Annotated in this window: 19 protein-coding genes; 5 read left to right on the forward strand and 14 right to left on the reverse strand. The window is 66.2% G+C overall.

Annotation, left to right across the window (positions count from 1 at the left end; translation table 11 throughout):
* Positions 1-28 precede the first annotated feature (28 nt).
* The gene (locus LWH48_RS04680) at positions 29-1,018 is read right to left on the reverse strand and encodes a histone deacetylase family protein (RefSeq protein WP_232911582.1); all 990 of its coding nucleotides are present in this window, start codon (positions 1,016-1,018) and stop codon (positions 29-31) included.
* Between the two features lie 114 nt (positions 1,019-1,132).
* Between LWH48_RS04680 and LWH48_RS04685 the strand changes: the two genes are divergently transcribed.
* Complete coding sequence (locus tag LWH48_RS04685; RefSeq protein ID WP_232911583.1) at positions 1,133-3,880, forward strand: bifunctional acetate--CoA ligase family protein/GNAT family N-acetyltransferase; 2,748 nt, start codon at positions 1,133-1,135, stop codon at positions 3,878-3,880.
* A gap of 84 nt (positions 3,881-3,964) precedes the next feature.
* On the opposite strand, the gene pdxH is transcribed toward LWH48_RS04685, so the two are convergent.
* From pdxH to LWH48_RS04700, 3 genes are all read right to left on the reverse strand, one after another.
* Entirely contained in the window at positions 3,965-4,606 is a 642-nt protein-coding gene (gene pdxH / locus LWH48_RS04690; protein ID WP_232911584.1) for a pyridoxamine 5'-phosphate oxidase, read from the reverse strand.
* A gap of 122 nt (positions 4,607-4,728) precedes the next feature.
* On the reverse strand, positions 4,729-5,076 hold the full coding sequence (locus LWH48_RS04695) for a branched-chain amino acid transporter permease (RefSeq protein WP_232911585.1): 348 nt from the start codon (positions 5,074-5,076) through the stop codon (positions 4,729-4,731).
* Positions 5,073-5,768, reverse strand: coding sequence for an AzlC family ABC transporter permease (locus LWH48_RS04700; RefSeq protein ID WP_232911587.1), 696 nt, complete (start codon positions 5,766-5,768; stop codon positions 5,073-5,075). Before LWH48_RS04700 ends, LWH48_RS04695 begins: the two co-directional genes overlap by 4 nt.
* A 124-nt stretch (positions 5,769-5,892) precedes the next feature.
* On the opposite strand from LWH48_RS04700, the gene LWH48_RS04705 reads away from it, so the two are divergent.
* A complete protein-coding gene (locus LWH48_RS04705; protein WP_232911589.1) occupies positions 5,893-6,576 on the forward strand; it encodes a cytochrome b/b6 domain-containing protein in 684 nt (227 codons plus the stop codon).
* A gap of 71 nt (positions 6,577-6,647) precedes the next feature.
* On the opposite strand, the gene LWH48_RS04710 is transcribed toward LWH48_RS04705, so the two are convergent.
* The 5 genes from LWH48_RS04710 to LWH48_RS04730 form a co-directional block, all read right to left on the reverse strand.
* The gene (locus LWH48_RS04710) at positions 6,648-7,121 is read right to left on the reverse strand and encodes a c-type cytochrome (RefSeq protein WP_232911591.1); all 474 of its coding nucleotides are present in this window, start codon (positions 7,119-7,121) and stop codon (positions 6,648-6,650) included.
* A gap of 77 nt (positions 7,122-7,198) precedes the next feature.
* Positions 7,199-7,603 carry a DUF2069 domain-containing protein gene (locus LWH48_RS04715; protein ID WP_232911592.1) on the reverse strand — a complete coding sequence of 135 codons (405 nt, stop codon included), beginning with the start codon at positions 7,601-7,603 and terminating at the stop codon, positions 7,199-7,201.
* Complete coding sequence (wrbA, locus tag LWH48_RS04720) at positions 7,600-8,223, reverse strand: NAD(P)H:quinone oxidoreductase (RefSeq protein WP_232911593.1); 624 nt, start codon at positions 8,221-8,223, stop codon at positions 7,600-7,602. The genes LWH48_RS04715 and wrbA overlap by 4 nt, the downstream gene beginning before the upstream one ends.
* A 35-nt stretch (positions 8,224-8,258) precedes the next feature.
* Positions 8,259-8,606, reverse strand: a complete 348-nt coding sequence (gene arsC, locus LWH48_RS04725) for an arsenate reductase (glutaredoxin) (RefSeq protein WP_232911594.1) — start codon at positions 8,604-8,606, stop codon at positions 8,259-8,261.
* Between the two features lie 67 nt (positions 8,607-8,673).
* A complete protein-coding gene (locus tag LWH48_RS04730; protein ID WP_232911595.1) occupies positions 8,674-9,117 on the reverse strand; it encodes a gamma-glutamylcyclotransferase family protein in 444 nt (147 codons plus the stop codon).
* Positions 9,118-9,221: 104 nt separating this feature from the next.
* On the opposite strand from LWH48_RS04730, the gene smrA reads away from it, so the two are divergent.
* Positions 9,222-9,815 (forward strand): DNA endonuclease SmrA, encoded by a 594-nt coding sequence (gene smrA / locus LWH48_RS04735; protein WP_232911596.1) that lies wholly within the window; start codon positions 9,222-9,224, stop codon positions 9,813-9,815.
* Positions 9,816-9,996: 181 nt separating this feature from the next.
* On the opposite strand, the gene LWH48_RS04740 is transcribed toward smrA, so the two are convergent.
* The 4 genes from LWH48_RS04740 to metH all read right to left on the reverse strand — a co-directional run bounded on the left by LWH48_RS04740 (position 9,997) and on the right by metH (position 17,414).
* The gene (locus LWH48_RS04740; RefSeq protein ID WP_232911597.1) at positions 9,997-10,542 is read right to left on the reverse strand and encodes a DUF934 domain-containing protein; all 546 of its coding nucleotides are present in this window, start codon (positions 10,540-10,542) and stop codon (positions 9,997-9,999) included.
* Positions 10,535-12,187, reverse strand: coding sequence for a nitrite/sulfite reductase (locus tag LWH48_RS04745; protein ID WP_232911598.1), 1,653 nt, complete (start codon positions 12,185-12,187; stop codon positions 10,535-10,537). The genes LWH48_RS04740 and LWH48_RS04745 overlap by 8 nt, the downstream gene beginning before the upstream one ends.
* 120 nt (positions 12,188-12,307) lie before the next feature.
* Complete coding sequence (locus tag LWH48_RS04750; protein WP_232911600.1) at positions 12,308-13,636, reverse strand: MATE family efflux transporter; 1,329 nt, start codon at positions 13,634-13,636, stop codon at positions 12,308-12,310.
* Positions 13,637-13,688: 52 nt separating this feature from the next.
* Positions 13,689-17,414 (reverse strand): methionine synthase, encoded by a 3,726-nt coding sequence (gene metH, locus LWH48_RS04755; RefSeq protein WP_232911602.1) that lies wholly within the window; start codon positions 17,412-17,414, stop codon positions 13,689-13,691.
* Between the two features lie 267 nt (positions 17,415-17,681).
* Between metH and nfuA the strand changes: the two genes are divergently transcribed.
* Positions 17,682-18,272 carry a Fe-S biogenesis protein NfuA gene (gene nfuA, locus LWH48_RS04760; protein WP_232911604.1) on the forward strand — a complete coding sequence of 197 codons (591 nt, stop codon included), beginning with the start codon at positions 17,682-17,684 and terminating at the stop codon, positions 18,270-18,272.
* Between the two features lie 111 nt (positions 18,273-18,383).
* Here nfuA and LWH48_RS04765 read toward each other — a convergent pair whose 3' ends face one another.
* Complete coding sequence (locus tag LWH48_RS04765; protein ID WP_232911606.1) at positions 18,384-19,427, reverse strand: DNA-binding protein; 1,044 nt, start codon at positions 19,425-19,427, stop codon at positions 18,384-18,386.
* Between the two features lie 342 nt (positions 19,428-19,769).
* Between LWH48_RS04765 and LWH48_RS04770 the strand changes: the two genes are divergently transcribed.
* Entirely contained in the window at positions 19,770-20,909 is a 1,140-nt protein-coding gene (locus LWH48_RS04770) for a tyrosine-type recombinase/integrase (RefSeq protein ID WP_232911607.1), read from the forward strand.
* Positions 20,910-20,935: the final 26 nt, after the last annotated feature.

A 20,935-nucleotide genomic window follows, 5' to 3' on the forward strand; every position in this document is an offset into this window, starting at 1 on the left:
GCAGATTCGCCGCCTCGGTGCGGGAAGATCAGCCGCGGCTGCCCGGGTCACCGGCGGTGTCGGTTTCCTGATCGTCAGAAACGCCATCGCCGAAGGGCAGTCCCAGCAGTGCCTTGACATGGGCATCAACGCAGCGTCCCAGCGACTCCAGGTGATAGCCACCCTCGAGTACCGACACCAGCCGTCCATCGGCATATAGCTCGGCGATCTCCAGCGCCATATGGGTCACCCAGTGGAAGTCCTCGTCCTCCAGGTTGAGCTCGGCCATCTCGTCCTCGCGGTGGGCGTCGAAACCCGAGGAGAGCAGCACCAGTTCGGGCTTGAAACGATGCAGGGCGGGCAGCCAGTCATCCTCGATTGCCTTGCGGAAGGCGGCGCTGTCGGTGCCGGCGGAGAGCGGTGTGTTGACCACGTTCTGCCATTCGCTGCGCAGGTAACGCCAAGGATAGAACGGAAACTGGAAACTGGTGCAGACCAGCACCTCGGTGTCGTCCTTGAAGATGTCGATGGTGCCGTTGCACTGGTGGACATCGAAATCGAGGATGGCGATGCGCCGTGCGCCGTACTTCTTGCGGGCATGGGCGGCACCCACCGCGACATTGTTGTAGAAGCAGAAGCCCATGGCATCGGTGGCCTCGGCGTGATGGCCGGGTGGGCGCACCGCGCAGAAGACGTTGTCGGCCTGATGGCGAAACACCTGGTCGACGCCGCGGATCACCGCCCCCGCAGCGACACGCGCCGCCTTGAGGCTGTCGGGGTTCATCATGGTGTCACTGTCGAGGGTGACGATCCCCTGCTCCGGCACACACTTGTCCAGGGCACGCAGGTGGCGCACTGGATGGACCAGGGCGAGCTCTTCCTCGGTGGCCGGACGCGCCTCCGACTGCATGGTCTGCTGCAGGGTACCCGACAGGGACAGGCGTGCCCGGATCGCCTCCAGGCGCAGGGGGCTTTCCGGGTGCTCCGGCCCCATATGGTGGAGGTGGCAGTCGGGATGGGTGATGTAACCGGTGATCATGGCGCTCTCCGTGCTGACTGGGATCACTTTACTTGGGCCAAGCCCTTGCCAGACAGTGTCAATAGGTCGTACACAGTAGGCATCAATTCATGCGCCAACAGCCGGGAGATTGCCTTGAGCACCCGTTTCCTCCGCCACTTCTTCGAACCTCGCACCATCGCCGTGATCGGCGCCTCGGAAAAGTCGGAATCCCTGGGGGGCATCGTCATCCGTAACCTGCTGGAGGGGGAGTTTCCCGGCACGATCTGGGCGGTGAACCCCAAGGGTTACAGCAGCGTGCATGGCCAGCCGGCCTTCTCTCGTGTCTCCCAACTCCCCGAGGTGCCCGACCTGGCGGTGATCTGCTCACCGGTCGAGACGGTACCGGGCCGTATCGCCAGGCTAGGCAGCTTCGGCTGCCGCGCCGCTCTGGTGCTCTCCGGTGGCTCGCATCTCGACGAGGAGCGTGATGGCAAGGCCTCGATCCGCAGCCGCATGCTGGAGGCGGCCCGCGCCTCCGGCATACGGGTTCTGGGTCCCGAGTGCATGGGGCTGATCGTCCCCGGACGGCACCTCAATGCCTCCTATGCCAACCAGGTCATCAAGCGCGGCAAGGTCGCCTATCTCGGTCAGTCGGGCATGCTGGGCACGGCGATGATCGACTGGGCGGCGGGCCGCGGGGTGGGCTTCTCCCACCTGATCACCCTGGGGGATAGCGTCGACGTGATGCTTCCCGACCTGCTGGATTACATCAACCAGTACTCGCCGACCCAGGCAATCCTGCTGCATCTCGAGAAGGTGATGGATGCCCAGCATTTCATGACCGCGCTGCGCGATGCCTCACGCAACCGTCTGGTGCTGGCGATCAAGAGCGGGCGCACCCCCGAGTCCGACCTCACCGGGCTACCGCCAACCCCGGGGATTGCCAACCGCGACCAGCTGTTCGATGCCGCCTTCTCCCGGGCCGGCGTGGTTCGCGTGCATGACTCCGACGAGCTGTTCGACGCCCTGATGACCCTGTCACGCATGAAGCCCCTGCGTGGCGACCGACTGGCGATCGTCTCCAACGGCCTGGGGCCGGCGATGCTGGCCATCGACAAGCTGATCAACGCCGGCGGCAAGCTGGCGGACTTCAGAGAGGAGACGCGTGACGCCCTGCGTAGTGGCGGCCTGGATATCAGCAAGCCCGGCGAGAACCCCGTCGACCTGGGCGGCAACGCCACGCCAGAAATGATGGTGGATGCGTTGGAGATCGTCGCCGCGGATCCCGGTGTCGATGCGGTGCTGGTGGTGCATGCCCCCACTCGCCTGGCGCCTTCCAAGGTGACCGCCCAGGCGCTGGTGGCCAACCGCAAGCGGTTCCGCCGCAACCTGTTGACCAGCTTCATGGGCCTCGAAGAGGCCTTCTCGGCTCGCCACGAATGCAACCTGGCAGGGATCCCCACCTATGTGTCGCCCGAGCAGGCGGTGAAGGCCTTCATGCACATGGTGAACTTCCAGCGCGTCCAGGCGCTGTTGCAGGAGACGCCTCCGAGCCTGCCGTTCTCAACTACCCGCGAGAGTCGTGTCCGCTGCCGCAAGCTGATCGAGACGGTTAAGGCCGAGGGGCGCGAAACGTTGACCCACTCCGAGACCGCCCAGGTGCTGGAGGCCTACGGCATTCCCGTGGCGACCCGGCGCTATGTGACGACAGCGGAGGAGGGTGCCGCGGCAGCGGAGGCGTTCGAGGGCAGCATGGCCCTCAAGGTGATCCACGAGGGCAACTGCCGACCGTTCCGCTATCGCAAGCATCCTCACCGCCTCTCCGCCGGCCTGCTTCAGGACCTGAGGACGCCGCAGCAGGTAGCAGAGGGGGTCGAGTTGCTGGGCGAGAAGATCGCCGAGAAATATCCCGCCTTCGAGGTGCGTGAGTATTGCCTGCAGCCCATGCAGCGCGGCAAGCACTCCATGCAGGTGTGCGCCGGCATTACCCGCGATCCGGTGTTCGGCCCGGTGGTGGTGTTCGGCATCGGCGGCTACAAGGTCAATATCCTGGCCGACCGCCAGGTGGCGCTGCCGCCGCTCAACATGCGCCTGGCCGAGGACACGATCGAGCACACCCATGTGGCGCGCCTGATCCACGAGCACTCCAGCGACCCGAGCCGCGATATCGACAGGCTATGTCAGTTGCTGGTCAAGCTGTCGCAGATGGCCAGCGACCTGCTCGAGCTGCGTGGTCTTGAGATCAACCCGTTGCTGCTCAATCGCGATGACATGGTGGCGGTGGACTTCGCCATGGATCTCGGCCAACCGGCGCGCTTCGCGATCATGCCCTATCCCGAGGAGCTCAGGGAGTGGGTCACGCTCAAGAACGGCTGGGAAGTCGAGGTGCGTCCGATTCGCGCAGAGGATGCGCCGCTGATTACCAGCTTCCACGGCCAGCTCTCCGAGGAGAGCATCCGCTTCCGCTATTTCCACAACAAGGCGGACCTGACCCAGCGCGACCTGTCGATGCTCTCGCATATCAACTACGACCGTCAGATGGCCTTTATCGCCGAGCACCTGGTGGAGGATGGCAGGAAGGAGATGCTGGGCGTGGTCAGGGTCTGGAACGACCCCGACAATATCCGTACCGAGTTCTCGGTCATCATCCGCGACGACCTGCAGGGCCTGGGCATCGGCAGCCTGCTGATGAACAAGATGATCAATTACTGCAAGAGTGTCGGCACCCTGGAGATGATCGGCAAGATCATGGTCGACAATCACCCCATGCGTGCGCTGATGAAGCATCTGGGCTTCAAGCAGCGCTACAACATGGAGGAGCAGGTAGTCGACGCGGTGCTGCGCCTCAATGAACCCGAGAGCGACTGGCAGCGCCACCGCCTGGAGAGTCTGCCCGACTGAGGATCCCGGGATAATCGCCTGCGTGCCGCCGCGGGATCACACAGCGGCGGCATCGACAAGGCAGCTAGCAGTCCGGGAAGCGCTTCAGGGCGCGAGGCGGAAGTGGTGCCAGTCGCCGTCGCGGCGCTCGTAGCGCATACGGTCATGGAGGCGGCTGGGCTGCCCCTGCCAGAACTCGACCATCTCGGGAATGACGCGGTACCCCCCCCAGTGCACCGGGCGGGGGATCTGCTGACCCTCGTAGGCCTGCTCGAAGCGTGCCTGACGCTCCTCGATCCAGGTGCGATCCGGTATGACCACGCTCTGGGTGGCGATCCAGGCGCCGAGCTGGCTGGCCCGGGGACGACTGGCGAAGTAGTCGTCGGACTCCTGTTCGCTGACCTGTTCGACGCGTCCCTCGATGCGCACCTGGCGAGCCAGTGACGGCCACCAGAAGGTCAGGGCGGCGTGGGGCACGTTGGTCAGTTCACTGCCCTTGTGGCTGTGGTAGTTGGTGTAGAAGACGAAACCCTGTTCATCGACGCCCTTGAGCAGCACCACTCGAGCGTGGGGTCGCCCTTGGCTGTCTGCGGTGGCCAGGGTCATGGCGTTGCCGTCGAGGCCCTCGCTCTCCAGCGCCAGGGTCAACCACTCCTCGAACAGCGGCATGGGGTCATCGGTAACCTGGGCCTCGTCGAGCTGGCCGCCTTCATAGTCGCGGCGGATATCGGCAATGTTGCGTGTCATCGTGCTGAGCTCTCCTGAAATCTCTGTGCATGTTCGCCGCTTCGAAGACGCAGCTCAACACCTGTTTTGCGGCGCGGTAACATTTTCTGGCGCCATACATAGTGTCGACCCCGTCGGGACTCTCATCCCATCCAGCCAAGCTGGACCATGGCCATATAGGCACCGGTGCCGCCGATGATCGAGAGCAGGGCGTTGCGCTGCCAAAGGTGCAGGAGGGCGACGATCAGCGCGGCCGCAATCATCGGCCAGCCGGTGGCGCCGGCGTTGAGCCGGCCGTCGAGCAGCGGACGAAAGTCGCGCAGTGCATAGATCACCAGGATCATCATCACCGTGGGGGGCAGGTAGCGCCCCAGGTGCAGGATCAGCGGGTGGTCGGCATGCTTCGCCAGGGCCACGAAGGGGATGACCCGGGTAGCGAAGGTCGCCAGGGCGCAGACGCCGATGAACAGCAGCAGTGAGGGAGTGCTCATGCGCAGGCCTCCGGGTTGCGGCCGAGACGATAGTGCAGCAGCAGGATCAGGCTGGCCGCGCCGATGGCGCCAAGCAGCAGGTGACGGTCCGGCAGCAGCAGCAGGGCGCCCAGCCCGGTGAACAGGGCGATGGCGAAGGGCAACCAGCGGCGCAGCCGGCGCGCCTGCTCGAGGGTGAGCACGATGAATAGCGCCGTGAGGGCGAACTCGATGCCCCGACTGTCGAAGGCCAGGGTGGTGCCTGCCAGCACCCCGGCGATGGAGCCCAGCACCCACCAGGCCTGGTTGAGCAGGCTGACCCGGAAGGCCAGGGCCTGGTCACCGGCGCGCTCGGCCGGCAAGGTGGTGATCAGCGAGTAGGTCTCGTCGGTGAGGGCGAAGATCAGGTAGGGCTTGCGCCAACCGGCCCCCTGGAAGCGCTTGAGCAGCGAGAGACCATAGAAGAGGTGCCGGGAGTTGAGCATCAGGGTGGCCACGGCCAGTTCCATGAGTCCGGCGCCGGCGGCGAGCAGCGCAACGGCGAGAAACTGGCCGGCGCCGGCATAGATTACCAGCGACATCATCACCGCCGCCCACCAGGGCACGCCGACCTCCACGGCGAGGATCCCGTAGGCGGCTCCCAGCGGCAGGTAGCCGAACATCACGGGCAGGGTAAGCTTCCCGGCTTCCTTCCAGGCATACGGTAATGACACGGTGATAGACTCCTTACCGGCAGTAGGCTGATGCGATGGCCAGCATTGCCATTTATGGTAAGGCAAATCCACCGCCTTGGCAGCTCATGACAAGATACTCATCTGAAAAATGCAGGGAGGCAAGATGACTCGACTGTTGGTTTGGGATATCCCGGTTCGCCTTTTTCACTGGTCCCTGGTGGCCCTTGTGGGGCTCTCGTTCTACACGATGAAAACCGAGGGCGCGCCCTTCGTCTTTCCGGTCGAGATCCATGCCCGCGCGGGTTACCTGCTGCTGGGACTGCTGCTGTTTCGCTGGCTCTGGGGGCTGCTGGGCAGCCCTCATGCGCGCTTCGCCAGCTTCCTGCGCTCCCCCGGCAGCATGATCGACTATGGGCGGCGCCTGCTCGGCGGCAGACCGCCCGCGTTCGCCGGCCACAACCCCCTGGGCGGCGTCATGGTCCTGGTCATGTTGCTGTCACTGTCGTTCCAGGCGGTCAGCGGTCTGTTCATGACCGATGATATCTTCTTCAAGGCGCCGCTGAACGGCTGGGTGGACGGTGATACCGTCGATATCCTCATGGCGCTCCATCACCTCAACGCCAACCTGCTGGTGGTGCTGATCGCCGGCCACCTGTTGGCACTGGTGGTCCATCGCTTGAAGGGAGAGCGGCTGGTGGGCGCCATGATCACCGGCCGCAAGGCACTGGAGCGGTGCCCCGAAGATGAACCCGACGCTGGCCTGCAACCCCGTGTGGCAAGCCTCTGGATGGCTCTGGTGCTGGGCGTGATCTGTGCCCTGCCGGTGATCTGGCTGTGGTACGCGTGAGCCGAATATGCGACGGGGCGGCCTTCAGGCCGCCCCGTCGCATTCACATCCAGGTGGGTGTCTGGGTATGACTACTCGGCACGGAAATCGTCGTGACACCCCTTGCAGCTGTTGCCCACGGCACCGACCTGACCACGCAGGGCGTTGAACTCCTCGCCGTCCTCGACCATCTGGGCCAGGGTGGCGGCCTCCTGCTTGAATGTCTCCTGCTTCTCCTCGAAGCCTTCCCAGTCATCGGCGATCTTGGCTAGGGCATCGGTCTCGGCGTCATGGTCGTCACCCTGCAGCGTGCCTTCCATGAAACCTTCCCAGGGCAGATGGGCAACGGCTGCCAGGTTGTTCGCCCGGGTAGCGAACTCTTCCGCGTCATACTCGATATCACCCTGGGCCATGTCGCCCATGGGACCCAGCTGCCAAGCCATCACACTCAGGGCCGACTGGCGATAGTCGATGGCATCCTCGGGTTCTGCGGCCTGGACGGCGAGCGGCAGAGCAAGCGCGGCCGACAGGCCGAGGGCGACAAGGGGACGGAACGTCACGGTCATCACGAACTCCTTTCGTCAGTATTGGCTCAAGCGGCTTGATGTGTATCAAGCCGCTCCAAGCCTAGCATGTCCGCGGCTCAGCTGCCGTTGGCGGCGAGTCGCAGCTGTCGGCTGCGAAAGCGTGCATAGCCGGTACAGCCGGCAAACAGCGCCAGTGACACCACCGCCTCGACCACGCCACGCAGGCCCTGCCCGGGAAGGGTGGCGACCATCACGCCCTGGGCGAAGTAGAGGAGGCTGACGAAGGCCAGCCAGGCATGGCCACGGGGGCGCCGGCCGATCAGCGATGGCAGGAAGAGCACCAGCGGCAGCACGAAGGCGACGATGGGCACCAACGGGCCGGTGTCGCCCTCTATCTGCATGCCGCGATAGACCATCAAGGCCATCAGCGCGGCGTAGCTGCCCAGCACCAGCCGGCGCATCTTGGCGGTCAGGGCATCGAGCCCCCTGTCCTTCTCCATCCGCTCCAGTGCGGCCCTCATGAGTGGCTCTCCTGCAGCGTGGACAACGCCAGGGCGAGGCGAGCCAGCCGGCGTCCCTGGGCATACGCCAGGCTGCGCTCATGCTCGTCGAGGGGCAGGTCGCTACGCTTGCCGGCCAGGTGGCTGGCACCGTAGGGCGTACCCCCGCTGGTGGTCTCCATCAGCTCGGTCTCGCTGTAGGGAAGGCCGGCATAGACCATGCCGTGGTGCAGAAGCGGCACCAGCATGGTCAGCAGTGTCGCCTCCTGGCCGCCATGCAGGCTCGAGGTCGAGGTGAAGGCGGTGGCCGGCTTGTCGATCAGCGCGCCCCCCAGCCATAGCTCGCTGGTCCCGTCCAGGAAGTGCTTCAGGGGAGCTGCCATGTTGCCGAAGCGAGTGGGGCTGCCGATGGCAAGGCCGGCGCAGTGGCGCAGGTCATCCAGGCTGGCGTAGACCGCCCCTTCGGCGGGAATCTCGGGGTCCACCGCCTCGCAGGTAGCGGAGACCGGCGGCACGGTGCGCAGGCGTGCCTCGACACCACGCAGGGACTCCACGCCGGCGGCGAGGCGCTCGGCCATTGCGCGGGTAGCACCATGCCGGGAGTAGTAGAGGATCAGCACGTAGGGCAGGGAAGCGCTCATCTAGGCTCCAGATAGCGGGGGATTGAAAGGGAAGCTCACGCCAGCAGCGCAAGGATATCCTCGGGAGGGCGTCCGATCATGGCCCGCTGGCCATCGTCGGCGATAGGCCGCTCCATGACCTTCGGGTGGGCCAGTATCGCCCGGATCACCTGCTCCGGGTCACTGGCATCGGCGGCAAGGGCCTTCCACTCGGCCTCCTTGGTGCGCACCAGGCGCTCCACTCCGCTCTCCAACCGGTCGATCAGGGCGCGCAGCTCTGCCTCGTCCAGGGGCTCGTCAAGATAGCGACGCACCGCGACCTCGACACCACGCTCCTCGAGCAGGGCCAGGGCCTGGCGTGACTTCGAGCAGCGCGGGTTGTGCAGCAGGGTAATCCGGGTCATGGGGCTCCTCGGCAAGATGGCCAATTGGCGACGGTTCGCGGCATTGTAGCAAGGGCGACGGGGTGGCTCACGGAGAAGCCGCTGCCGGCGAGGCCTCGGGCAGGCGACGATAGACCCAGGCCTCGCTGCCGTCGGCGAGGGTGAGCCGGACTCTCTGGTAGCGAATGCCCAGCCGCTCGTAGCGGTCGAGCCGGGAAAGCTCCTCGGCAGCGACGGTCAATACCTCGCCCGGCACACGCTCGCCGGGGGCCGGCTCGAGGTCCAGCCCGCTCCGTTGCCAGTCCTCGAGGTAGGCGGGTCGGGTCTCGACCCGGTCTCCGATCACGATCCAGCGCACCGGCGGCACGCGCAGGGTGCCATAGACGAAGACCTCATGGGGGCCCTCGCCGATGGGATCCAGATAGTCGGGGCGCTCGTAGGTGAAGGGGCTCAGCATGGTCAGCCACAGCCAGCCAGCGACTGCCAAGGGGGTGCCGATAAGGGTGGTGGTCAGCAGGTGTCGGAGTCGCATGGAGGTCTCGCCGTTGCGGTCGCCCCATCCTGCCATGCCCCGGCATCGCGACGCGAGGTTGGGCTCTGCTAGGATAGCCTTTCCCATGACGATGGAGGTGAGCCATGAACCCGACGGCACGCAATGACCTCGATTTCCAGGCGCTGATGGGGGATGTACGCCCGCTGACCCGGGGCAGGGATCGCGCCGATACCGGCCGTTCTGCGCGCTCGCCAAGTGAGGCACAGCTGGCTCGTCGCGAGAGTGCCGCCGCCGAGCCGGAGGGTCACGGCTTCCTCTCGGACGACTTCGTCGACCTGGTGCCGCCCTTCGACCCCCTCGACTATCGCCGTGACGGCATCCAGCAGGGCGTGGTGGATCGCCTGCGCCACGGCGGCTATGCCGCCCAGGCGCGGCTGCACCTGCTGCGCCGCCCGCTGGAGGAGTGCCGGCGCAGCCTGACGCCCTTTATCCACGAGGCCTACGCCCATGACCTGCGCTCGGTGCTGATCGTGCATGGCCGCGGCCAGGCCATCGACAGCCCGCCCAACGTGCTGCGCTCCTACCTGGCCAAGTGGCTCACGCAGTTTCTCGAGGTGCAGGCCTTCGTCTCCGCCCAGCCCGCCGACGGTGGCCTGGGGGCCACCTGGGTGTTGCTGCGCAAGAGCGAACGCGCCCGCGTCGATAACCGCGAACGCCAACAGAAGCGGCGGGGGTAAGGAGGAAGTGGGGTAGCGTCGGGGGAGTATCTGGCGCCAGGGCTTTGCCGGCGACAGGTCTGTACGGGGGCGCTGTGAACCCCTCCCTGGGCGCTACCGACGCCATCCCTGGCGTAGGACCCCCTTCAGACCTGTCCCCGTCGCCCCTCAAGGGGGCTGCGATAGAATAGTGCTCGCTTTATCAAGCGAAAGCAGGAGCCTCTTTCCGCGCCTGGCTCCGTTCGCGCTCGCGGCGCCGGAACAGCGGCTCGGGCTGGTCCACCGCCGGCTGGTAGGCGCGACTGAAGACGTTCAGGTTGCGCAGGGCGTCCTCCAGCCACTGGTCCTCGCGCAGCGAGAAGCCGTCGAAGCCGCAGCGGCGCATGAAGAAGAGCTGGTCGACCAGCACATCGCCGATGGCGCGAATCTCGCCCCGATAGCCGTGACGCTCGCGCAGCAGCCGCGCCAGGCTGTAGCCGCGACCGTCGGTGAACTTCGGGAAGTCGATGGCGACCAGCGGCGCCGCGGCGAGGCGGGCGGCCAGGGCGTCATCGAGCTCGGTGTCGGCGGCAAGCCAGGGAGCGCGCGCTTCGCTAGGCTCGCCCTCGAGCCACTGGCTCAGCGGCACGATGGCCGGCGTTCCATCCGCCGGGTGGCCCTCGCGGATCAGCTGCCACTCATCGACGGCCGGCTGGCCGCGGAAGAGATAGGGGCGTTGGCTTGCGGAGTGGGGGGCCTGATCAGGCATAGACGCGCTCCTTGAAGGGCTTGAGACCGATGCGACGGTAGGTGTCGAGGAAGGTCTCGTCGTCGCTGCGCTCGCTGACGTAGACCTTGAGCAGAGTGTCGATGACCCCGGGGACCGCCTCGCGACTGAAGGAGGGACCGAGGATCTTTCCCAGCGAAGCGGCATTGCCCTGGGCGCCACCGAGCGAGATCTGGTACCACTCCTCGCCTTTCTTGTCGACGCCGAGGATGCCGATGTGACCCACGTGGTGATGGCCACAGGCGTTCATGCAGCCGGAGATATTGAGCTCCAGCGGACCCAGGTCGTAGAGGAAGTCCAGGTCCTCGAAGCGCTCCTGGATGGCCTGGGCCACCGGGATCGACTTGGCGTTGGCCAGGGCGCAGTAGTCGCCTCCCGGGCAGCAGATGAGGTCTGCCAGGGTGCCCACCGTGGGATTGGCCAGGCCCAGTGCCTCGAGCTCGTGCCACAGCGCCTCCAGACGATCCATGGGCACATCAGAGAGCACCAGGTTCTGCTCATGGGTGACGCGCAGCTCGCCGAAGCTGTACTCGTCGGCGAGATCCGCGATCTGGTGCATCTGCTCGGCGGTGACGTCGCCGGGGGAGTGGCCGCTGCGCTTGAGCGACAGGGTCACCGCCTTGTAGCCGGGCACCTTGTGGGCGTGGACATTGTTGGTCATGAAGCGGCCGAAGGCGCGATTCTCGCCGCGCAGCGACTCGATGCGTGCGATCGCTTCCTCGGCCACCGGGCGGCGCTCGGGATCCACGAAGTGGGCCGCGACCCGCGCGATGCTCTCCCGGGTCAGGGTCTGGGGGCCATCCTTGAGATGGGCCCACTCCTCGTCGACGCGGCGGCGGAACTCCTCGATGCCCAGGGCCTTGACCAGGATCTTGATGCGCGCCTTGAACTTGTTGTCACGGCGGCCGAACTGGTTGTAGACCCGCACCAGAGCCTCGAGGTAGGTGAGCAGGTGCTGCCATGGCAGGTCGTCGCGGACCACCTCGCCGATCATCGGGGTGCGGCCCAGGCCGCCGCCGGCCAGCACCCTGACACGTACCTCGCCCTGGGCGTCCTTCCACAGGCGCAGGCCCACGTCGTGGACCTGGATCGCGGCGCGATCCTCGGCGGCACCGGTCACCGCGATCTTGAACTTGCGCGGCAGGTAGGCGAATTCGGGGTGGAAGGTGGACCACTGGCGGATCAGTTCGCACCAGGGACGCGGGTCGACCTCCTCGTCCTCGGCGACGCCGGCGAACTGGTCGGTGGTGGTGTTGCGGATGTCGTTGCCGCTGGTCTGGATGGCGTGCATCTGCACGCTGGCCAGTTCGGCGAGCATATCCGGCACACTCTCGAGCTTCGGCCAGTTGAGCTGCAGGTTGGTGCGGGTGGTGAAGTGCCCATAGCCGCGATCGTAGTCGCGGGCCAGGTCACCGAGCTTGCGCAGCTGATAGGCGGCCAGCATGCCATAGGGGATTGCGATACGCAGCATGGGAGCATAGCGCTGGATATACAGGCCGTTCTGCACCCGCAGCGGCAGGAACTCCTCTTCGCTCAGGCGCCCGGCAAGATAGCGATCCATCTGGTCGCGGAACTGGGCCACGCGTTCGTTGACGAGGGTCTGGTCGTGGGAATCGTAGCGATACATTCAGCCATCCTGCTGCAGTGAAAGTGGCAGTGCCTGGCCATGCACGATACGCGGAGCACCATATTATTTAAAAGAATAAATATTCATAGTTTTTATACTTAAAGTAATTAGGGGGCATTCCTACACGCAGAGCCGCTGCCAGCGCCGACGCTGCCAGATCGCCGCGAACCACACCGAATTGAGGATGCGATAGGCGAGCTGTACCCACCAGATGCCCAGTAATCCCTGCTCGAACCAGACGCCTACCAGCCAGGCCAGCGGCAGGAACAGCAGCCACTGCAGCGACAGGGTGGCGGTCATTACCGTGCGGTTGGCCCCAGCACCGAGCAGTGCCTGGGCCAGCACCAGTGCCGCGGCATCGAGCACGATCATCAGCGCCGTCAGGCGCAGCGGCAGCCGTGCCAGCTCGATCAGGGCCGAGTCATGCAGGAAGAGCGCGAGGACGGCATCGGGAAACAGCGCCATGGGCAGTGCGATGACCGCCAGGCAGAGCCAGGCGAGATGCACCACCTCCCAGCCCCAGCGGTGGGCGTCACCGTGCTCCTCACGCCCGAGTGCCTGGCCCACCAGGCTCATGGCCGCCATTCCCAGCCCCACACCGGGCAGGATCAGCAACAGCGAGAGATTCACCAGCACGTGTCCCACCGCCACGCTGGCGGTGCCGACCTGACCCAGTATCCAGAACAGCACCGCGTAGCCTGCCGCGAACCACAGCTGCTGGAAGGAGTGGGGGCCGGCCAGGCGCAGGGTAGTAAGGAAGGTGAAGCGGCGGGGCAATCCGGCGAGGAAGCCGCTGGGCCGGGCATGACGCAGGCTGGCCCAGGCCCACATCGCGAGCCCGGCGAACAGTGACAGGGTAGTGCCGGCGCCGGCGCCGGCGGCGCCCATGGCGGGCAGCCCCAGATAGCCGAAGATCAGAGCCAGGCTCGCCATCACGTTGATGACATGCATCGCAAGGATAATGCGCAGGTAGAGGCCGGTCTGCTGGATGCCGTTCCAGTAGCCGCGAAAGCAGAAGATCATCGCCACGGCAACCAGCGACAGCACCCGCCAGCGGAAGTAGGTGACCGCCTCGGCGTTGACCCCGGTATCCTGGCTGATCAGCGCCATCAGCGCCGGTGCCTGCCACAGGCAGAGTGCCGTCACGGGCAGCGAGAGTCCGACAGCGATGACCAGACCGGCATTGAGTGGCATGGCCAGGCGGGTCCAGGCCTGCTCGCCGTGGCGCCGTGCGGTCTGGGCCTGCACGCCGGAGGAGAGTCCGAACACCAGGGCGGTGATCATGAACATCACGTAGCCGCCGATCCCCACCCCGGCCAGGGGCACCTCGCCCAGCGAGCCCACCATGGCGGCATCGATCAGATTGATCAGGCTCTGGGAGAGCATGCCGGCGATGATCGGCAGGGCCAGGCGCAGGATGATGCGGCGACGTGTCGAGGGAGGCAGCATGGCGTTCCGCGGCAGGGGCTGGGTGCGGGCCGCCTGGGCGGCCCGCAGCGAGTCAGGCGGGGTCGTAGGAGAGCACCGGCGCCAGCCAGCGTTCCATCTCCTCGAGACTCATTCCCTTGCGCTCGGCCAGGGCCTCCACCTGGTCGCGGGTGATCTTGCCGGTGGAGAAGTACTTCGACTGCGGATGCGAGAAGTACCAGCCGGCCACGGCGGCCGCCGGCCACATGGCGAAGTTCTCGGTCAGGGTGATGCCGGCCGCCTGGGTGGCCTCGAGCAGCCTGAACAGGGTGGGCTTCTCGGTGTGGTCGGGGCAGGCCGGATAACCCGGTGCCGGGCGGATGCCCTGGTACTTCTCGGCGATCAGGGCGTCGTTGTCCAGCGTCTCCTCGGGCACATAGCCCCAGAACTCCTTGCGCACCCGCTCATGGAGGCGCTCGGCGAAGGCCTCGGCCAGGCGGTCGGTGAGCGACTGCACCAGGATGGCGTTGTAGTCGTCACCGGCGGCCTTGTACTGCTCGGCCAGCGCTTCCACCCCATGGCCGGTGGTCACCGCGAAGCCGCCGATCCAGTCGGGCTTGCCGCTCGGCTCTCCCTTCTCGTCGTAACGGGGCGCCACGAAGTCGGCCAGGCTATAGCAGACCCCGTCGCGGTTCTTGGTGGTCTGCTGGCGAATATGGTGCAGTCGCTCGATCACTGTCTCGCGGGACTCGTCGGCATACACCTCGATGACGTCGTCATCGACGCTGTTGGCGGGCCAGATGCCGATCACGCCGCGCGCCTCCACCAGCTTCTCGTCGATCAGCTTGCGCAGCATCGCCTGGGCGTCCTGGAACAGGCTGCGCGCCGCCTCGCCGACCTTGGCATCATCGAGGATCTTCGGGTACTTGCCGGCCAGCTGCCAACTCATGAAGAAGGGCGTCCAGTCGATGCGCTCGACCATCTCCTCGAGGTCGTAGTCATCGAAGGAGAGCGTACCCGTCATGGCCGGCCGCGGCGGGGTGTAGGCGTTCCAGTCGAGGCGACACTTGCGCTCCCGGGCCTGGGCGTAGGTCAGGTCGGCGGCCTTGGGGCGACGCTTGGCGTTGCGTTCGCGTACCTTCTCGTACTCGGCGCTGATCTCCGCGACATAGTCCGGCTTTAGCGTCGGCGAGAGCAGCTTGCCGGCGACCCCCACGGCGCGGGAAGCGTCGGACACGTAGATCACCGGCTGTTCGTACTGGGGTTCCACCTTCACGGCGGTGTGGGCCTTGGAGGTGGTGGCGCCGCCGATCAGCAGCGGAAGCTCGAAGCCCTGGCGCTGCATCTCCTTGGCCACGTGGACCATCTCGTCCAGCGACGGGGTGATCAGCCCGGAGAGACCGATGATATCGGCATTCTCCTCCCGGGCCGTCTGCAGGATCTTCTCCGCCGGCACCATCACGCCGAGGTCGACCACCTCGTAGTTGTTGCACTGCAGGACCACGCCGACGATATTCTTGCCGATGTCGTGGACGTCGCCCTTCACCGTGGCCATGACGATCTTGCCCTTGGCCTGGGTGTCCTCGTTGAGGGCCTTCTCCGCCTCGATATAGGGGATCAGGTAGGCCACCGCCTGCTTCATGACCCGCGCCGACTTGACCACCTGGGGCAGGAACATCTTGCCGGCGCCGAACAGGTCGCCGACCACGTTCATGCCGTCCATCAGCGGCCCCTCGATCACCTCGATGGGGCGGGTGGCGCGCTGACGGGCCAGCTCGGTGTCCTCCTCGATGTAGGCGGTGATGCCCTTGACCAGGGCGTGCTCGATGCGCTTCTCGACCTCCCAGGAGCGCCACTCGAGGTCCTCCTTCCTGGCCGCGCCGCCGCCGTCACCCTTGTACTTCTCGGCGAGGTCCACCAGGCGTTCGGTGCTGTCGGCGCGACGGTTCTGGACCACGTCCTCCACCGCCTCGCGCAGCTCCTCGGGAAGGTCGTCGTAGACCGCCAGCTGGCCGGCGTTGACGATGCCCATGGTCAGCCCGGCGCGGATGGCGTGGTAGAGGAATACCGAGTGGATCGCCTCGCGCACCGGATTGTTGCCACGGAAGGAGAACGATACGTTGGAGACGCCACCCGAGACCATGGCGTGGGGCAGGTGCTCACGGATCCAGCGGGTGGCCTCGATGAAGTCCACGGCGTAGTTGTCGTGCTCCTCGATGCCGGTGGCGATGGCGAAGATATTGGGGTCGAAGATGATGTCTTCCGGCGGGAAGTCGAGCTCGTCGACCAGGATCCGGTAGGCGCGCTGACAGATCTCGGTCTTGCGTGCGAAGGTATCCGCCTGGCCCGTCTCGTCGAAGGCCATCACCACCACGGCGGCGCCATGGCGACGACAGATGGTGGCCTGCTCGCGGAAGGCGTCCTCGCCCTCCTTCATGGAGATGGAGTTGACCACCGCCTTGCCCTGGATGCACTTGAGGCCCGCCTCGATGATCTCCCACTTGGAGGAGTCGACCATGATCGGCACCCGGGCGATGTCGGGCTCGCCGGCGATCAGGTTGAGGAAGCGCACCATCGCCTCCTGGGACTCGAGCATCCCCTCGTCCATGTTGATGTCGATGATCTGGGCGCCGTTCTCCACCTGCTCGAGGGCCACCTCCAGGGCGGTGGTGTAGTCCTCGTCGACGATCAGTCGCTTGAAGCGCGCCGAGCCGGTGACGTTGGTGCGCTCGCCGACGTTGACGAACAGCGAGTCGGGGCCGATGTTGAAGGGCTCCAGACCCGACAGGCGGCAGGCCTGGGGAATCTCGGGTACCCGGCGCGGCGCCATGCCCTGGATGGCGCGATGGATGGCGGCGATATGTTCGGGGGTCGAGCCGCAGCAGCCGCCGATGATATTGACCAGGCCGCTTGAGGCGAACTCGGCAACGATGGCCGCCATCTCCTCCGGGGTCTGGTCATATTCGCCGAACTCGTTGGGCAGGCCGGCGTTGGGGTGGGCCGAGACGAAGGTCTCCGCCTTGGTGGAGAGCTCCTCGATATAGGGGCGCAGTTCAGCGGCCCCCAGCGCACAGTTCAGGCCCACCGAGAGCGGCTTGGCGTGGCGCACCGAGTTCCAGAATGCCTCGGTGGTCTGCCCGGAGAGGGTGCGACCCGAGGCATCGGTGATGGTGCCGGAGATCATCACCGGCAGGCGCTCGCCGCGTGCCTCGAACAGCTCCTCCAGGGCGTAGATCGCCGCCTTGGCGTTGAGGGTATCGAAGATGGTCTCGATCATGATCAGGTCGGCGCCACCCTCGATCAGCGCCTCGGCCGCTTCAAAGTAGTTCTCTCGCAGCGCATCGAAGGTGACGTTGCGCTTGGCCGGATCGTTGACGTCCGGGGAGAGCGAGGCGGTGCGCGAGGTGGGCCCGAGGACCCCGGCCACATAGCGGGGAATGCCGGTCTCTGCGCCCACCGCATCGCACACCTCACGCGCCAGGCGCGCCGCCTCACGGTTGAGCTCGGGTACCTGCGCCTCCATACCGTAGTCGGCCTGGGAGAGGCGCGTGCTGTTGAAGGTGTTGGTCTCGACGATGTCGGCGCCGGCCTCGAGATACTCGCGATGGATGCGCGTGACCAGGTCCGGGCAGGTGAGCACCAGAAGGTCGTTGTTGCCCTTGAGGTCCGAAGGCCAGTCGGCGAAGCGCTCCCCCCGGAACTCCTCCTCGGAGAGGCCGGCGTTCTGGAGCATGGTGCCCATGCCCCCATCGAGCATCAGGATGCGCTCGGCAAGACGTTCGATCAGGGTAGCGGTCTGGGCAGTGGGAACGGCGGCCATGGTGTGAATCGGTCTCCAGCGGGGTAGTGTCCGGGGTTCGCGGCCGCTGGGTGCCTCGGGGCATCTTCTGTGCAGCGGCCACTGTCAAGCCCGACATGGTACCAAACTGGCCGCGGCGGGGGCAGGTGGGTGCACAAAAACCCAGCAAATCAGTCGGGATTGTTTCGTCGCGTCCCGTGTCTTACCATTGGCAGCATCACTTTATCCGGTACGCAGCAACCACGCCGCTGCCGCGGACCGACAGCGACAGCTTCACAAGAGAGTGCCATGAGCGAACCGATCCAGATTACCGACAGTGCCCAGGACTACCTCGCCGAGCTGCTCGAGAAGCAGAATGTCGAGGGTATCGCAGTACGCATCTTCATCACTCAGCCGGGTACCCCCTATGCCGAGACCTGCCTGGCCTACTGCCGGCCCGGCGAGGAGGAGCCGACCGACGAGAAGCTGGAGCTGCCCAAGCTCGGCGTCTTCCTGGACAAGAACAGCCTGCCGTTCCTCGAGGAGGCGGTGGTCGACTTCAACGCCGATCGCATGGGCGGTCAGCTGACCATCAAGGCGCCCAACGCCAAAATGCCCAAGGTCAACGCCGACAGCCCGCTGGAGGATCGCGTCAACTACATCCTCTACAGCGAGATCAACCCCGGCCTCGCGGCTCATGGCGGCGAGATCAAGCTGGTCGAGCTGACCGGCGAGAACGTGGCCGTGCTGGCCTTCGGTGGTGGTTGCCAGGGTTGTGCGGCGGTGGACCTGACCCTCAAGGAGGGCGTCGAGCGCACCCTGATGGAGCGCATCCCGGAGCTGGGTGGTATCCGTGACGTCACCGACCATACCGACACCACCAACGCCTACTACCGCTAGGCGGGACCGACCCCTAGTCGACAGGAAGATAGGGCCAGCCGTGAGGCAGGCCCTGTGCCAACACAAGGGCCCCACCGATCGGTGGGGCCCTTGTGCTTGCGTCCGGTGAGATCACTGGGCGTCGTCGGTGGGCTCGCGCTTCTCGCTGCTCTTCTCTTCATCATCGGTATCACCCTCCGCCTCGTTACCCTTGGTCGTCGGCGTCTGCCACAGGCAGCGATGGAGCTGTTCCTCCAGGCTCCTGACGCGCTGGGCCTGGTCCTCCAGATGACGCTTCTGTTCGTCGATGCGCGCCTGAAGCAGCGCCTGCTCGTGGTGGCGAGTGTCCGCCAGCGACTCGGCCTGGCGCCGCGCCCAGTCGGTCTCGCGATGGCGCTTCTCCTCCTCGGCCAGCCGGGCACGCGCCTCCTGCAGCTGTGACTCCTGGCGGGCGAGGCGCTTCTCCTGCTGCTCCTCACGGCCGGCCGCGGCCTTCTCCTGGGCCTGTCGCTCCTGGCGCGCCTGGTCGAGCAGCGCCATCAGGCGTGTCTCGGCACTTTCGTGGCGCTGCTCCTCTCGCGTCAGCTTCTCGCGATGCTCGGCTTCCCGAGCCTGCATGGCCTGCTGATGCTCGTCCGCCACCCGGGCCGCCTCGTCCCGATGACGCTGCAGCAGGGACTCCGCCTCGGCCAGTCGCGTGGCGAGGCGCTGCTCGGCCTTGCGGAGGGTCTCGTTATCCGCCTGACGGGTGGCCAGCTCGGCGCTGAGTGTCTCCAGTCGCTGTTCTGTGCCGGCCAGGTGGCTGGCCAATGCCGTTTCGCGCTGCCTGGCATCCTCGGCCTGGCGGTGGGAGTCGGCGGCAGCCTCACGGGCCTCCTCGATCTTGCGGTCAGCCTCTTCCCGATAGTGGGCCAGCGCCTGGTTGGCGCTCTCCTGAGCCTGGCGCCATAGCCCCTCGGCCAGCTCCTGCAGGGCGGCCGGCATGCCGCGGGGCGGGGGCACGTCGCGGTTCTCCTCGCGCTGTTGCCGCCACTCGCGCAGGTGCTCGCTGATGGTGGTGAAGCTGCCGGTACCAAGAATCTCGCGAATCTTCTGCACGCTGGGGGCGTCACCGCGGGTCAGCAGTTCATCGATGGCTCGCTGCACGTCTTCGTAGGTCACGCCACTGCGCGCCATGGGTCTCTCCTCGGCAGGAAGGGGCGCGAGCCGGTGGATCGCGATGCCCCCTCTGGGGTGTTTTCCGGCGCAGCATAGCGGGGATTGTCGCTAAATGGAAGATTATTACATTATACGTAATACGTAAAATATGATATGAAATAGAGAATAAAAGCAAGATTACGCGGCTTATCTTGCTTTTTATTGACCGCGGACGGGATACTGGCGAGCAAGGAGCAAGGAGCAAGGAGCAAGGAGCAAGGAGCAAGGAGCCAGTGGGCCAGTGTGGAGAGGGAGTGAGCCGTGCAAGGGACAGGTAGTGAATTGCCGGTCGGCGTCGGGACGCGCCTTGTGGAGCGTCCAATGGCCGGGCAGGGCGGTTATATCGCGGCACGCAGCGATGCCGAGGCGGTCGCCGAATGGCTGGCGGAGTATCGGGCCAGCCCGAGAACCCGGCGCGCCTATCGTCGCGAGGCCGAGCGCCTGCTGCTGTGGCTCGCCGAGCGGGGCATGACGCTGAACCAGGTGAGACGCGACCACCTGGAGGGCTTCGAGGCATTCCTCGCCGACCCCCAGCCTCGCTCGCGCTGGGTGGGGCCGCCGCGGCCTCGCCGGGCCGAAGACTGGCGCCCGTTTCGCGGCCCGCTGTCGCCGGCGAGCCGTCGCCAGAGTCTGGTGATCCTGCAGGGCATGTATGCCTGGTTAACCGAGGCGGGGTGGGTAGCCCACAATCCCTTCCGGTTGATGCGCGACAAGCGACGACGCCTGGACAATCGTCAGGGGGGCATCGAACGCTATCTGGAGGCGCCACTATGGGAGTGGTTCTGGGGCTGGTTGACCGGCGCGGGCACTCCAGCCACGGAGGAGGGCGGCTCACCGCGAGAGCGTTACCAGCGCCACCGGCGCCGCTTCGTGTTCGGCTTCGCCTACCTGCTGGCCCCGCGCATCAGCGAGATGAGCGCGGCGCGCATGGGCGACTTCCAGCGGCAGGAGGGTCGCTGGTGGTGGAACGTCGTCGGCAAGGGGAGCAAGACCGCCAGCATTCCGGTACCGCCCGACATGCTGACCCTGCTGACCGAGTGGCGTCTTGCCCTGGGCCTGAGCCCGGAACCCCAGCCGGACGATGCCACACCGTTGCTGCGCGCCCTGGATGGCAGGCGGGGCATCGGCGACAACCGCCTCTACCGGCTGATCCGCGATGCATTTCGCGAGGCCGCCGATGCCGTCGAGGCAACGCACGGGGAGGGCGCCCATGGCTGGGCGCTGCGGCTGCGCCAGGCGACCCCGCACTGGCTGCGCCATACGGCGCTGACCCATCAGGCCCAGGCCGGTGTCGAGCTGCGCTACCTCTCAGCCACGGCGCGCCATTCGAGGCTGGATACCACGGCCCGCTACCTGCACGCCGAGGACGAGGCGTGGCACCGCCAGCAGTCGCTGCATGGCCTTGCCGAGCGAAGAGAGGGACGACAGGGGGCGGACGCCACCCGGGACGAGCCGGTATAATCGTGGCAACGACCACGAAGGAGCTT

Source organism: Halomonas sp. G15, assembly GCF_021282295.1.
Lineage (GTDB): Bacteria > Pseudomonadota > Gammaproteobacteria > Pseudomonadales > Halomonadaceae > Halomonas > Halomonas alimentaria.

Coding starts and splice junctions, on each gene's coding strand:
- LWH48_RS04680 (WP_232911582.1), bottom strand. CDS start 1,018: ATGATCACCGGTTACATCACCCATCCCGACTGCCACCTCCACCATATG.
- pdxH (WP_232911584.1), bottom strand. CDS start 4,606: ATGACACGCAACATTGCCGATATCCGCCGCGACTATGAAGGCGGCCAG.
- LWH48_RS04695 (WP_232911585.1), bottom strand. CDS start 5,076: ATGAGCACTCCCTCACTGCTGCTGTTCATCGGCGTCTGCGCCCTGGCG.
- LWH48_RS04705 (WP_232911589.1), top strand. CDS start 5,893: ATGACTCGACTGTTGGTTTGGGATATCCCGGTTCGCCTTTTTCACTGG.
- LWH48_RS04710 (WP_232911591.1), bottom strand. CDS start 7,121: ATGACCGTGACGTTCCGTCCCCTTGTCGCCCTCGGCCTGTCGGCCGCG.
- LWH48_RS04715 (WP_232911592.1), bottom strand. CDS start 7,603: ATGAGGGCCGCACTGGAGCGGATGGAGAAGGACAGGGGGCTCGATGCC.
- wrbA (WP_232911593.1), bottom strand. CDS start 8,223: ATGAGCGCTTCCCTGCCCTACGTGCTGATCCTCTACTACTCCCGGCAT.
- arsC (WP_232911594.1), bottom strand. CDS start 8,606: ATGACCCGGATTACCCTGCTGCACAACCCGCGCTGCTCGAAGTCACGC.
- LWH48_RS04730 (WP_232911595.1), bottom strand. CDS start 9,117: ATGCGACTCCGACACCTGCTGACCACCACCCTTATCGGCACCCCCTTG.
- smrA (WP_232911596.1), top strand. CDS start 9,222: ATGAACCCGACGGCACGCAATGACCTCGATTTCCAGGCGCTGATGGGG.
- LWH48_RS04740 (WP_232911597.1), bottom strand. CDS start 10,542: ATGCCTGATCAGGCCCCCCACTCCGCAAGCCAACGCCCCTATCTCTTC.
- LWH48_RS04745 (WP_232911598.1), bottom strand. CDS start 12,187: ATGTATCGCTACGATTCCCACGACCAGACCCTCGTCAACGAACGCGTG.
- LWH48_RS04750 (WP_232911600.1), bottom strand. CDS start 13,636: ATGCTGCCTCCCTCGACACGTCGCCGCATCATCCTGCGCCTGGCCCTG.
- metH (WP_232911602.1), bottom strand. CDS start 17,414: ATGGCCGCCGTTCCCACTGCCCAGACCGCTACCCTGATCGAACGTCTT.
- nfuA (WP_232911604.1), top strand. CDS start 17,682: ATGAGCGAACCGATCCAGATTACCGACAGTGCCCAGGACTACCTCGCC.
- LWH48_RS04765 (WP_232911606.1), bottom strand. CDS start 19,427: ATGGCGCGCAGTGGCGTGACCTACGAAGACGTGCAGCGAGCCATCGAT.
- LWH48_RS04770 (WP_232911607.1), top strand. CDS start 19,770: ATGGCCGGGCAGGGCGGTTATATCGCGGCACGCAGCGATGCCGAGGCG.